General features: G+C 56.8%; 12 protein-coding genes. 8 read left to right on the top strand and 4 right to left on the bottom strand.

Annotated features, from left to right (window positions below):
- Window positions 1-8: 8 nt before the first annotated feature.
- From ABC419_RS16090 to ABC419_RS16075, 4 genes are read left to right on the top strand one after another with little or no spacing between them, the layout of a single operon-like run.
- Window positions 9-782, top strand: a complete 774-nt coding sequence (locus ABC419_RS16090) for an ABC transporter permease (protein WP_412876790.1) — start codon at window positions 9-11, stop codon at window positions 780-782.
- 45 nt (window positions 783-827) lie between these two features.
- Window positions 828-1991 (top strand): KpsE/RkpR family capsule polysaccharide export protein, encoded by a 1164-nt coding sequence (locus ABC419_RS16085; protein WP_412876791.1) that lies wholly within the window; start codon window positions 828-830, stop codon window positions 1989-1991.
- Complete coding sequence (locus tag ABC419_RS16080) at window positions 1991-2665, top strand: ABC transporter ATP-binding protein (RefSeq protein WP_412876792.1); 675 nt, start codon at window positions 1991-1993, stop codon at window positions 2663-2665. Before ABC419_RS16085 ends, ABC419_RS16080 begins: the two co-directional genes overlap by 1 nt.
- Window positions 2647-3510 (top strand): hypothetical protein, encoded by an 864-nt coding sequence (locus ABC419_RS16075; RefSeq protein ID WP_412876793.1) that lies wholly within the window; start codon window positions 2647-2649, stop codon window positions 3508-3510. Before ABC419_RS16080 ends, ABC419_RS16075 begins: the two co-directional genes overlap by 19 nt.
- Window positions 3511-3517: 7 nt before the next feature.
- Here the strand turns inward: ABC419_RS16075 and ABC419_RS16070 are convergent, their stop codons facing one another.
- From ABC419_RS16070 to ABC419_RS16055, 4 genes are read right to left on the bottom strand one after another with little or no spacing between them, the layout of a single operon-like run.
- Window positions 3518-4393 (bottom strand): class I SAM-dependent methyltransferase, encoded by an 876-nt coding sequence (locus tag ABC419_RS16070; RefSeq protein WP_412876794.1) that lies wholly within the window; start codon window positions 4391-4393, stop codon window positions 3518-3520.
- Window positions 4390-7686, bottom strand: coding sequence for a glycosyltransferase (locus ABC419_RS16065; protein ID WP_412876795.1), 3297 nt, complete (start codon window positions 7684-7686; stop codon window positions 4390-4392). The genes ABC419_RS16070 and ABC419_RS16065 overlap by 4 nt, the downstream gene beginning before the upstream one ends.
- 40 nt (window positions 7687-7726) lie before the next feature.
- Window positions 7727-8812, bottom strand: a complete 1086-nt coding sequence (locus ABC419_RS16060; RefSeq protein ID WP_412876796.1) for a GSCFA domain-containing protein — start codon at window positions 8810-8812, stop codon at window positions 7727-7729.
- 22 nt (window positions 8813-8834) lie between these two features.
- Entirely contained in the window at window positions 8835-9620 is a 786-nt protein-coding gene (locus ABC419_RS16055) for a hypothetical protein (protein WP_412876797.1), read from the bottom strand.
- A 225-nt stretch (window positions 9621-9845) separates the two neighbouring features.
- Between ABC419_RS16055 and rfbF the strand changes: the two genes are divergently transcribed.
- The 4 genes from rfbF to ABC419_RS16035 are packed head-to-tail and all read left to right on the top strand — an operon-like array spanning window position 9846 to window position 13208.
- Entirely contained in the window at window positions 9846-10616 is a 771-nt protein-coding gene (gene rfbF, locus ABC419_RS16050; protein WP_412876798.1) for a glucose-1-phosphate cytidylyltransferase, read from the top strand.
- 34 nt (window positions 10617-10650) lie between these two features.
- Window positions 10651-11703, top strand: coding sequence for an NAD-dependent epimerase/dehydratase family protein (locus tag ABC419_RS16045; protein WP_412876799.1), 1053 nt, complete (start codon window positions 10651-10653; stop codon window positions 11701-11703).
- A gap of 9 nt (window positions 11704-11712) precedes the next feature.
- Window positions 11713-12279: a dTDP-4-dehydrorhamnose 3,5-epimerase gene (gene rfbC, locus ABC419_RS16040; protein ID WP_412876800.1), complete on the top strand. Its 567-nt coding sequence runs from the start codon at window positions 11713-11715 to the stop codon at window positions 12277-12279.
- A complete protein-coding gene (locus ABC419_RS16035) occupies window positions 12276-13208 on the top strand; it encodes an NAD-dependent epimerase/dehydratase family protein (RefSeq protein WP_412876801.1) in 933 nt (310 codons plus the stop codon). The genes rfbC and ABC419_RS16035 overlap by 4 nt, the downstream gene beginning before the upstream one ends.
- Window positions 13209-13217 lie beyond the last annotated feature (9 nt).

Genomic DNA, 13217 nt, shown 5'->3' with positions numbered 1-13217 from the left:
GCGAAGGCATGTTCCGCTCCGCTAAGCGTCAAGCCGTGATAATCGGCTCGTTGATCATGAGAGAAATCGTGACGCGCTTTGGCCGGGAGGGCATCGGTTTTCTGTGGCTGATCGCGGAGCCCATGCTGTTCTGTTTGGGGGTCATGGGGCTGTGGTGGCTAATAAAGCCCGAATATGAGCACGGCATACACGTCGCCGCATTTGTCATGACAGGATACATGTCTATCCTGTTGTTCCGACACATCGTTAGTAATGCGAATGGCGCGCTTCAAGCCAATTCCGGCTTGTTGTATCATCGCAGTGTTCGCCCAGTGCACATCTACATATCTCGAACGATCATGGAAACTGCAGGCGGAGTCATGGCATTTTTTGTCGTGTATGTTTTCCTGCTTATCCTTGGTGTTGTTCAGCCGCCGCAAAACTATCTTCTCTTGTATTTCGGGTACCTAGCTTTGGCGGCGGTTTCTCACGGCTTCGCTCTTACCTTTTCGGCCATCGGGATCAGGTTCGATTTCATGGAGCGAATTCTGCCAGTTTCAATGTACCTCATGATCCCTCTATCGGGTGCGTTTGTGATGGTCGACTGGGTGCCGCAGCAGTTTCAGGGCCTCTACCTCCTCAATCCACTTCCTCACGGTGTGGAGATGATCCGGGCTTCCGTGTTTGGAGAGTTTGTACCCACGCACTATAGCGTTATATACATAACGGCTTGGGCACTCGGACTAAATTTGCTGGGACTTGTCCTTCTGGCGCGTGCCCAGAGTCTTATTGATATCGACTAATAGCTCTAATTTTGACCGCTACTACATGAGTAGATTGGGCGATAAATGACCGAACCTCAGCTTACCTATCTTGGCCCCAACAGCGTTGCCTCAGACTCGGGAGGGTCGAGGGCGGACCTTTGGCGGAAGGTGCCGATCGGGTTCGTGCTGGTTGTTGTCGTGCCTACGCTGCTGGCGATGCTCTACTATCTCTTCTTCGCATCGCCCCGATATGTGGCGGAGGCGAAGTTTATGGTGCGAAGCTCAGCGCAGGAACAACCGTCTATATTGGGTGCGGCGCTTCAGGGAGTTGGCATTTCAAGCACCTCTTCCAGCGTCTTTGCTGTTCACGAGTATGTTCGTTCTCGCGATGCAGTGCGCGAATTGCAGAAGACGGTGAACCTGGACCAAGCCTACGGTCGTTCGGACATCGACATATTCTCGCGCCGCCCGCATCCTTGGCAGGATCGATCGTTTGACACCCTGTACAAGGGTTTCCAGTCCTATGTGACCGTGGGCCATGAGGCCGCGACAGGCATCAGCACCCTGCGCGTCGAGGCTTTTTCTGCAAAGGAAGCGCAACGGATCAATAATGCGCTGCTGTTCGGCGGAGAGCGCCTGATCAATCAGCTGAACGTACGATCCTCCCGCGACGCGCTCGTCGAGTCCGAGCGGACCCTTGAGGAAGCGCAGGCCCGATTGACTAGAGCCCAAGCAGGCTTGACTGCGTTTCGCAATCGCGAAGGTGTCATTGATCCGGGGCGGACTGCGCTCGCGGCGACGGAGTTGATTGGCGAGTTGAAGTTGAAGTTGGCTACCCTGCAAGCGCAGCGTTCTCAAGTCGTGTCTACGGCGCCGCAAAGTCCTCAGATTTCCATGCTGAACAGCGAAGTCGCGGCGTTACAGCGTCAGATCGAACTTGAGGAAGCGCGGGTGGTGGGGGAGCGCGGATCGTTGGCGCCCAAGATCGCGACCTATGAGGATCTCATCTTGGAGAAGGAATTCTCGGATCGGCTGGTGGCTTCTGCCACCGCCGCGCTGAACAGTGCGCGCCTGGATGGGCGTCGGCAGCATTTGTATCTCGTTCGTGTCGTGAACCCTGACGCGCCTGACCGTTCTTCGGAACCGCGTCGCTGGATGATGATCCTGACGGTCTTCGCCACGGCTCTGGTGGTGTACGGCATCGGCTGGTTGGTGTTGGCGAGCATTCGAGAAAGCAGGACGCACTGATGACGTCGGCTGAGGGAACCGGCCTTCGTGTTGAAGGATTGGGGAAAACCTATCCTGCGCCGGGCTCTAGACCGGTGCTGCGTGACCTCAGTTTTGACCTCGCTCGTCAGGGCCGTCTTGCCATCCTCGGTCGAAACGGCCAGGGCAAATCCACCCTCATCAAGATACTTGGCGGAATTCTCCCCCCTTCATCGGGGGCAGTGAAGTGGTCGATGAGTTCGTCATGGCCGATCGGCCTAGGTGGCGGCTTTCAGGGTAGTCTAACCGGGCTAGACAATATTCGCTTTATCACGCGAATTTATGAGCGTGATTTCGAACAGGTCTTCGACCGGGTCGAGGGATTTGCCGAGCTCGGGCCTGCCATGAACCGGCCGGTCAAGCATTACTCCGCCGGCATGAGGGCACGGTTGGCTTTCGGGCTGTCTCTGGCCATCGAGTTTGACTGCTACCTTATCGATGAACTGGTGTCCGTTGGTGACGCGCGGTTCCAGCGGAAGTGTAATGTGGAGTTGTTCGAGCGGCGGGCGGACCGGGCCTACATTATGGCCTCGCACGATATGCATATGATCGCGTCGCTTTGCGATCGGGCTTTGGTAATCGAAGGCGGGCGCGCCAGGATGTTTGATGATGTCGCTGAAGCCGTGGACGTCTACACGTGGCTGAAAGCAGCTTGATGCAGCCCTCAAGGCAGGTTCGTATCTTTCAGGTTCCCACTGCCCAGGCGCCCGCCTGGCGTGTCCAGATCGCCGCGGCCTGCGCGCGGTCCGGCTGGGGATATGCCGAAAGTTGGTCGGGTGAGACTTTCGATAACTTCGACCAGAACTCTGTCGTCGTCGGCTGGTTTAGCGACACGGACGACACGCAGGCGGACTGGATCGTTCATTCCGCAGCGCCAGCAGATGTATTTGCGCTACTTGTCGATGGCGGACTTGGTCGGGATGAGGCGATTCATCACGCAGGGCTGCGGTTGGGGATCGCATCGACTGTTGCTGAACGCGGTGCGACAGTCGCCTATCAGGCGGACGCCGGTCTGGATATCCCAGGATTGGGGTATGTGGAGGCGCCGGCCGACGCCTTGCATGCTGTGGCGGATTCAACTGCAGCAGCTTTCGCCCTGTATGAGCAACTTCCGGTGCTGCCTGGCAAGCGTATCGTATGGGGCGCGGATGTGTTCAGCTACGAAAAGGACACGTTCGGCGAGGCGCGCAGGGTTGAGCTCCTAGGCAGACGACGGTTGTTGTTTAACGGTCCCAACATCGCCTTACCCCCCGGACTGTGGCGTGCCAAGGCGCGGCTCAAGATAGAACCGCAAGATATGGCGGATCTTTTCATTGAGTGGGGCCATGGCGCCGACGCTGTTTCTCTGCGGTATGAGTTCATACGCGCTGGCCAGTACGAGCTGACGCTTTCGAGAAACTGGACGAAGGTGGAGCCTGCCGATTTCCGCATCAGTGTCATGACGTCGGCGTTGGCCGGCTGGCTGGAGCTCGACGAGGTCGTGGTGGAGCGGGTTGGCTGAGGCGGGATCAGGACTTCTGATAGAGGCCGAACATGAAGTCATGCGGAAGGTTTCCAGCAGCTGTAAGTTCATTTTCCAGCGCGATTAGCATGGACACTAGAGCGTTGCTTTCGGGAGAGCCATCGTTGACCTTGGAGCCATTCAAGTGCCCGAATAATGGATGCAGCAAGGCGCCGCCGACGAAGCGTTCGTAGGTTGACTGAAAATACATCGGCAACAGGACCGGGATGAGCGGCGCGCGGACCCCTTCGGATGGGTCGTTCGCAATGATCATATCCATCGTGGGAAGCTGGAGTTTTTCATTGCTGCTCATTCGGAAGGTTTCGGGGATCCGACCGAGCACCCTGTTGACGATGTCCACCTGCGAACGGGGGTACAATTGATAGCAGGCGCCGACGTACTCATTGACGATCACCGTGCCTCCGGGGCGAAGAACCTGTCGAACGGCGGAAAGCATGCCTTCAAGATCAGTGACGTGGTGCAGCGACCCGGAAAATAGTACGGCGTCGAACGTGTTTGCGTGTCCCGGTTGCGCAATGAATTCTTCGAAGAGTCTGACAGAGAAATCCACCGAAAGGCCTTCGGCTTGAGCGGATGCCTGGGCGAGTTGGATCGCGACTGGAGATGCGTCGAATGCGACCACCTCACTTGCGAAGCCGCGCCGGGCAATCGCAAGCTCGTGTCCGCCATCGCCGCATCCGACGGCAAGCAGACGGCCCACTGGCGCAAGCTTCTGCGTGAAGAGCCATTCCAGCCAGAAGCCAGTTTGCCCTGTCATGCGGGTGTAGACCTCTTGCGCGACCAAGGGGTTTTGGGTCCACGCGGAGCGAGTCGCGGAGACGTACATTGCGTCCCAATGGGCGGCGGCGGTGGACTGAGTCACGCGAAACTACTCTCAGAGGAAGAGGAGGGGAGATCGTCGCCAAGCATGACCGCTTCGCGAAGGAGCGTCGTGTACTGATCTAGCATTTCAGCGTAGCCTGGCCGGCTTTGAAGGACGAGTGGGCTTTTCGCCCCCATAGCTTGTCGCAGGGCTGTATCTCGAACAAGCTGAACTAGAGTTTCGGCCAGCACTTTGGATGCGCCTGGGGGGTAAGAGAGGGCGTTGACACCGAAATCGAGAAGTTCGGGTATGCCAAAGACGGGGGTCGAGACGATGGGCAGGCCGAAGACCATAGACTCGACCAGTGTGCGAGGCGCGCTTTCGATCCGTGATGTGGAGACCGAGATGTCAGCGGCGGCATAGTAGAGCGACATATCCTTCACCGCCCCAGTGAGTTGAATGCGCGCCGAAATGTCAGGATCTATTTCACTAAGCATCTTGAGCAAGCGGTCTCGATAGGGCGGTTCAGCATGCGCACCCACAAGGAAAATGCGGACATTTCTCCGTACATCAAACGGAAGATGCTGAGCCGCTTCAATGAGATCGATCTGACCTTTTCGCTCGCAGACAGTCCCCATCAGTATAATCCCGATCTCATGATCGGCGATTTTTAAACGCTCTCGAGCAGCCTTACGATCCCACTGGGCCAGTTCGATGGCTTGTCTTTCAGGTGGGATGCCGTGGCGAATGGTGCGGCTGTTATGCCGCAGATGAAGGGGGGCCCAGCCGTTGCGCGTGGCGTCCGCTACATAGGTGACGCAATATGCTTGGGAGAAAGCAGCGAAGGCGCGTGCGCGAACCCGGGGAACTTCTGCATCGAAGTATGAATGCCAAGCTTCGCTCTCATGCTGGCTCCAGATCACCGGAATCTCGGCAAGCGCGGCAGCTGAAACTGCAGCGAACATTGGCACGGTATTCACGACCACGACATCAACGGCGAGGCGGCGAAGTTGCTGCGCTAAGCGCTCCGTCAACTTCACAAAATCGGCGTCGGGGCATCCGACCGGGGGCGGCGTGAAAAATTCGACGATGATGCCACTGTCGGCATACTGGGAGGCTAGAGGGCCATCGCGCGGCGAGAGTATGACTGGATCGACGATCCCCGCCCGCTTGAGGCCAACTATGAGGTCGAAAAGAGTGTTGGGCGCGCCTTCCCGTTCCAGGTTGTGGGAGACAGCGGCGACCCGCAATGGCGCGGCGCTACGGCTTGGCACGTGACGTGGAGCCACTTCGAATTTCTCGTTCGCCAGAGACAAGTTCGGGTTATACCAACGATCCTTCCAGTCTCCGTAAATGCGCCTCAGGTTAATTACTTCTTCTGGTGCGTCGTGCCTCGAGCGAGTCTTGCCCTCAAGATGGAATAGTTCAGCGCTTGCAACATAGATGCAACGATATCCTTGGTTAACTAGTCGATAGCAATAGTCAACATCGTTGTAAGCTACGGCGAAGTTCTTATCGTCAAAGCCGGCATGCGCGAGGAACAGCGCTCGGGGGGTCAACATGCAGGCAGCGGTCACGGCGGAGTACTCACGCGCTGTTCGGACGAAGCCCAGATAGCCCCAATCGTGCGGGGGCAGGTTTCTAAAGGCATGTCCTACCAAACCGTCGTTATAGCCGTGTACAATCCCTGCGTGCTGAATAGAACCATCTTTGAAGTAAAGACGAGCGCCGACTGCGCCCACTCCAGGCATTTGGGCGTAGCCTACCATCTGGCTCAAGAAATTGTCCGAACGAACCACGGTGTCGTTGTTCAGGAACAGGATAAATTCAGATGAAACTTCAGCTGCGGCCTGATTCATCAACGCGGCGTAGCTGAAGCCTTCCGCCCGTTGTGGGATGCGTACGACACGGATACCCTCTTCAGCAATCGACTGAAGGTAGGAAAGTGTTTCGGGTTCGTCGCTGCCATTGTCGATGACGAGGATATCATGGTTTCGATAAGTCACCCTCGTGAGAGAGGCTAGGCAGTCGCGTAGAAGTTCGGCCTTGTTGAAGGTGGGTATGATGATGGTAACTAAGGGGCCTTCGTCCGGGAATTCGATCTCGAACATGCCGACCTTGGCGGCCTTGGCCCAGTCGGGGTGCAGGACGCGGCCCTCGATCCCTCGACGAAGTAGTGCGTTCTCGACGGCTTGTCGGCCGCGTTCAAAACTCTCCGGCTTGGCGTCGCCGGAGATGGCTGTGGACCCTGGCGTTGTTCGCCAGTGATAGAGCACCTTGGGAATGTGTCCGACGTGACGGGCATGTTCACTGGCGCGCAAGGCGAAATCGAAATCCTGGGCGCCGTCGAACTGGCTGTCGAACCCTCCCAAATTTATGTACAATGAGCGTCGCACTGTGAAAGTGTGGCTGATGTACATGAAGGACAGCAGGAGGCTAGGTGACCATTCTGGCTTGAACTGAGGAGCGAACCTTCGACCTTGGTCGTCAATCTTGTCATCATCGCTGTAAACGATGTCCGCTTCTGGGTGCTTGGCATAATAGAGCGCAATCTCACCTAGGCAGTCGGGTGTCAGGAGGTCGTCATGATCGACGAAGACGATCACGTCGCCTTCGGCCGAAGCGACGCCTAAATTGGTGGCCCCGCTTATTCCGAGGTTCGTCCCTGCCCGTAGGATGTGGATACGCGAATCAAGACCCTCAAGACGCGACAGAGCTTTGAGGGTTTCGGGAGCGTTGCTGCCATCGTCGACCAAGCGAAGTTCCCAGTCTGAATAGACTTGGCCAAGCACGGACGTTAGGAGCTCGTCCAAGTGTCGTGGCGAGGTATTGTACACAGGCGTGACAATCGAGATCCGTGGTAATTCTTGCGCCGTAGATAGATCTTGCTCCAGTTCGCGGCGCGCTGCATCGGTGAACTTATTGACTACGCACCAAGATTGGTACCGATCCATCTCTTGGAGATAGGGGAGGAGTTCCGCGGGAGCGTGGCGGCGCGCGAGTTGCAGCGCTTGAGCTTCAGCGACTGTTGTGGCCGGGACTTTTTTCGTGAGAGGGGGCAGAAGGCCCATTTTCCGCAATCGCTTTTTGAGCACTCGGAAAGGGCGCGGCAGTCGTGGCTCAGCCTTAGACTCCAGTAGCAGGTTAATTTGGCCCTCAAGTTCCGCTTGCCGCTGCAAAATGGAGGTAAAATCGGCGTCACGCATCGCTAGACGATGGGCAAGACGCGTCAGTCGATCATCGAGTCGGGCAAGCTCGTCCTGGGTGTCGGCTCGGTCGGGACGAGATGAGTCACTGAAGCGAGGATTGAAGTCCTGGGACGCAGCGTTGTTTGGATAGGCAGATGTGGGCATGGGTTCTGACGAGGCGTTGGTACAAGCTGGTGCTTGCTATTTAGCCCCTCGCTGTAAGTTCTTCGTCGCACAAGACTTGCACGACCCCTTTCATCGCTTCAATTGAGGCGCGCCCTTCGTCCGCACTGGTCCTTTGAGGGCTCGTATCGGAGGCGGTATTGGTCGCATTTGAATCGGTAGCGTGTTTGAAGAACAGGCCCATGACGTGCTTCACGCCGTCTTCCAACACGGACCGTTTATCTTCAGCGAAGTAACGACCGGCGGATGGTCCGGCCGTGATGACCTCGAAGGATGGGAAATAGGCGACATGTGGAAACGCAGTGGTGATTTCCTCGGCCGCAACCCGGAGAACGGACTTTGAATAAACTGTCGATGTGACGACGTGGCGATTGAGAGCTGTGGCGGCGAGAGGCACGGGCGAAACGGTGAGGATGACGCGCGCCCGTGGATTCACCTGAGCAAGATTATGCAGGAATTCTTTCATGTCAGCCACGACTTCAGCCACAGACAGGTTGATGAAGCCCGTGGTGTCATCGGAGTATTCGCCTCCGCTGACGCCTGGGCAGATGGGCAACGCCGCACCCGTTTTGCGGTCGAACCAGCATTCCGTCAGTCCCAGGGTGAAGACGAAATAATCCAGCTCTTCGAACATGCGCCGGACCTGGGAGAGGTGCTGTGCGCGATCTGCATTGAGCTCCGCCAACGATGCGAAGCCTTTGGGTTGAATCGTTGGACGGAATGGATCGGCATACCGACCCTCGCCAAGTGGCCAAGCTTCGAGGTCATAGGCCGTCGATCCATAGGCGCGTTCGAATAGCTGCTTTAGTTGGCGCGATGTGTAAACGTTGCCATATCGAGCGGAATAGGTGGAATATTGGAATTCACTTAGGATAGCGTCGCTCGCAAGAAAGTGTCCCTGTTCCACTACAAAATAGCTGAAACCCCGCATTCTCATGTGGCGGGCGATATGTTGAGCAAAGCAACTGCCAGCCGTTGCGACCTTGTCGTCCTTTCCAATCACGAAGGGAAAATCGATCACAGGATCGAAGGCGTTGGGGGCGATGGTGCTGACCGCCCGGTACCAACGCGTGTGCGACGGAAGGCTTTTGTACGGGTGAGATGTCATCGTGCTACCCATCGAATGGTTGTCAGGCGAAAGCGGTGAAGGCGCCGATTTTTTGCAAAATGCGCTCCTCAATCTGTCGAAGAACCTGTTCTCCGTACCACAGATTGGCATGTGTGGCGTCCTCTCCGTAACCTTCACGGACAAGGTAGCCGTCGTCAGTTAAGGTTTGAGGCGGGCATGACATGTATTCGATCTCGTTCTCTTCGCAAAAATTTCGCACTTTTTGAGAATGAAGAAGAAAGAGTTTGCGTCGAAGCGGAGCTCCAACCACATTCTCTGGACTCGCTATATAGCTGCCGAGATGAGACGCGACATAGGCGTCATCTTCATAGGGAGGCGGCGTTTCCAGGCAAATGATCGGTTGCTTGATCATGCGACGCAGGGCCTTCAATTGAAGCATGTACGGAGCCATGTGCGCGTCCAAAGCGGCAGACACTAGGTCCATAGGCAGGATCATGGCGTTCGGTTCGATCGGAAGATTTGGCGCGCCAGCATAGACGAAATCAAAGGCCGGAGAGAGGCGTTGCAGACCGAGTATCACATGGCCGGAACCGCCGAACTGGACGCAATAAATAGCATCCGACATGTCCACGATCTGTGATTCGGCCTGCGCGATTACGTAGGAATTAAACTCGATCTCGCCGTGGTCGCCGATAGCCGCGTAGTCGGTGTTGTGGACCCAGACATCATGTAGCCAGACCGCCGCCAGATCCGAAGGGCCGGTGCCGGCAAGGGGCAGCTGTCGGTGGTCAAGAGCGGACCGGACGCGATTGAGGTGGCTGTGCCCTAGGGCGACGATCTTGGTCATTCGGCTTTTGAATCCCTACAATGATCGGTTCAGGCAGTTTCAGCGCTGTCTTGGTATTTTTTATCCTATGTCCAATAGCTTAAATCATGTGAGGCTTCGTTGTCGACATGCGATGGGCTTCGAGCGCGCGCCTGCAACAAGAGACGCCGTTCAGTCTGAGCTTTTCAACTTGACGCCGTCCTGACCCACCGACTACGAGGGGGGGATTCTACCAGAGGGCACTATATGAAAGCGGTTCTTTTAGCGGGCGGCTTGGGTACTCGCTTGTCTGAGGAGACGAGCACTCGTCCAAAGCCCATGGTTGAAATCGGCGGGATGCCGATCCTGTGGCACATCATGAAGATGTACAGCGCGCATGGAGTTACTGAATTTATTGTCTGCCTTGGTTACAAGGGATATGTAATCAAGGAATACTTCACGAATTACTACATGCATCGTAGTGACGTGACGGTCGATCTCGCCACCAACCAAACGACGATCCATAATCCCAAGGCTGAGCCGTGGAAGATCACGTTGGTCGATACCGGCGATGAGACAATGATCGGCGGAAGAATCAAGCGCATCATGCCGTTTGTTCGGGACGAAGAAGCTTTCTGTCTGACTTACGGCGACGGAGTCGGTGATGTGGACATCGCGGCGGGGATTGCGCTTCACAGGAGAGAGGGGCGTCTAGCGACGGTGACTGCAACCCAACCTCCGGGGCGTTTTGGGGCGATGACGCACGAAGGCTCGCGCGTCACTGGGTTTATGGAGAAGCCTACAGGCGACGGCGGTTGGATCAACGGCGGCTTCTTCGTTCTGAATCCTGCCATCGAAGAGTATATTGAAGGCGACACGACCGTTTGGGAACGTGAACCTTTGGAGCAGTTGGCGGCTGATGGTCAGCTGAGTGTTCATTTCCATAACGGGTTCTGGCAGCCCATGGATACGCTGAGGGACAAGCGTTACCTCGAAGAGCTCTGGAACGCTGGCAAGGCTCCCTGGAAAATTTGGTAGTCCCATACTCAAGTTGGGCTGAAGGATCGGTACGTTGAAAATCCTAGTAACTGGTAATCAGGGTTATGTCGGTCCTGGTGTGGGGCGATATCTGCGTGAGGCCCATCCTGGGGCAGAAATCTGGGGTTATGATTCCGGCTATTTCGCTCATGCTTTTTCTGGTGCGCTGGACGTGCCGGAGCGCGTGCTCACGGGTCAGTATTTCGGCGATGTACGGAATATCCCGGACCATTGTTTTGAAGGCGTTGATGCGGTTGTGCATCTGGCGGCCATCTCGAACGATCCGATGGGCAATCAGTATGAAGCCGTCACCTATGAGGTGAACCAGGATGCCAGCGTTGCTTGCGCCCAGAAGGCCAAGGCTGCTGGCGTCAAGAATTTCGTTTTCGCATCCAGCTGCAGCGTCTACGGTTTCGCCCCTGGCGGGGCCCGCAGCGAGACCGATGAGCTTGCGCCTCAAACGGCCTATGCCCGTTCAAAGGTAGGGACCGAGCAGGCCCTGGCTGCAATGGATTTGGGCGACATGACGGTGACTTGCCTGCGGTTCGCTACGGCGTGCGGCATGTCAGATCGTCTGCGTCTGGACCTAGTGTTGAACGACTTCGTCGCCTGCGCGATCGCCAAGCGCGAGATCACGGTGCTTTCGGACGGTAGTCCGTGGCGCCCGCTGATTGATGTCATGGACATGGCGCGCGCGATCGACTGGGCTGTCACCCGGTCTGCGGGCAACGGCGGCGGGTATCTGTGCGTCAATATCGGTTCCGATGAATGGAACTATCAGGTCAAGGATTTGGCGGAGGCCGTGCAGAGCAAGGTCGAAGGCACGAAACTGAGCATCAACCTCGACGCCCAGCCGGACAAGCGATCCTATCAGGTCGATTTTTCTCTCTTCCGTGAATTGGCGCCAGACCACCAACCTCAAGTTACGCTTTCGAGCTCGATTGATCGTCTCGTCGCCGGGTTGGAGCGGATGGGCTTCGATGATCCTGATTTCAGGAACTCGCCGTTCATGCGTCTCAAGATGCTGGAGGGGCACATTCAGGCTGGGCGATTGTCTCAGAGCCTGGACTGGACGAGCGTGAAGTAGGATTTAACGATGATTTTCCACAAGACGCCGCTTGAGGGTGCCCGCCTGATCGAATTGGAGAAGCGCGGCGATGATCGCGGCTTTTTCGCGCGAGCTTTCTGTGAGGCGGAGTTTGCTCAAGAGGGGCTGGTGTCTCGCTTTGTGCAGATGAACAATTCGCTTTCGAGCAAGAAAGGTACGCTGCGCGGGATGCATTACCAAATGGCGCCCCACGGGGAGGTCAAGGTTGTGCGCTGTGTCCGGGGGGCGCTCTGGGACGCGATCGTAGACCTGCGTCCTCAGTCGCCCACCTATCTCAAGTGGTTCGGCGCTGAGCTCTCCGCCGAGAATCGTCTCGCGATGTACGTTCCTCGTGGCTTTGGGCACGCTATTCTGACACTCACGGACGACGTTGAAGCGATTTACATGGTCAGCGACGCCTACGCACCCGAAGCAGAGCGCGGAATCCGCTGGAACGATCCGAGGATCGGCGTGGAGTGGCCAATCGAACCGGTCGAGATTTCCGAAAAGGATGCGGCTTGGCCCGATTTTGATCCGGAATTTCATGGGGTCGAGTCGTTCCGGAGCCTGGGATGAGAATCCTGCTGACCGGGGGCACGTCGTTCACGGGCGTATGGTTCGCTAAGGCGCTGGTCGAGGCGGGACATGAGGTCGTTGCCACGACCCGCGGCGCCTGGCGGGAGTGCGATGGTGTTCGCGGAGCGCGAATGCGAGAGCTTGCAGCGCTCACCGATATACGCGAATCGATGAGCTTTGGAGACGAGGCCTTTATGGCTATGGTTCGCGCCGAGTCATTTGATGTCCTCTGCCACCACGCAGCCGAAGTCAGCAATTACAAGAGTCTCGATTTTGACGTGACAGGCGCTGTCGCCGCCAACACCCGCAACGTGGCGTCGGTTCTGGAGGTCATGAAAGCGAACGGTTTGCGTGCCGTCGTGGCCACCGGCAGTGTCTTTGAGAATGACAACGGCGTCGGTGACGGGCCGGTGGAGGCCTTTTCACCCTACGGTCTTTCGAAAGGCCTATCTTACCAGATTCTACGCTTCTGGACGCGTCGCATTGGCCTGCGTCTCGGCAAGTTCAATATCGCCAATCCGTTTGGCATGCTGGAAGAGCCGCGCTTTTGCAGCTTCCTCATCCGCACTTGGGCCAAGGGCGAAACTGCTCGCGTCAACACGCCGCTTTATCTGCGGGACAATATTTTTGTTGACCGTCTGGCTGCACACTATGCGAACTTTGTCGCAGAAATCGTGACCGCTCCAGCGGATCAATCGATCGGTCCTATCGGCTTCGCGGAAAGCCAGGGCGCTTTCGCTCAGCGTTTCGCTGACGCCATGCGAAACAGACTGGGTCTGGAGTGCAAACTGGAGTTGGGCGAGCAGACCAATTTTGACGAACCGATGATTCGTCTGAACACAGATTGTCTCGCACCACCGCCTGGTTGGTCGGATGAGGCGGCTTGGGACCGGTTGGCGGATTACTACCGCGAATCTCTCGCGAGCTGACTGCGAAGC

The sequence above is a fragment of the Brevundimonas phoenicis genome, from assembly GCF_047237745.1.
Classification (GTDB): Bacteria; Pseudomonadota; Alphaproteobacteria; order Caulobacterales; family Caulobacteraceae; genus Brevundimonas.
This window is presented reverse-complemented; position numbering and strand designations above follow the sequence as displayed.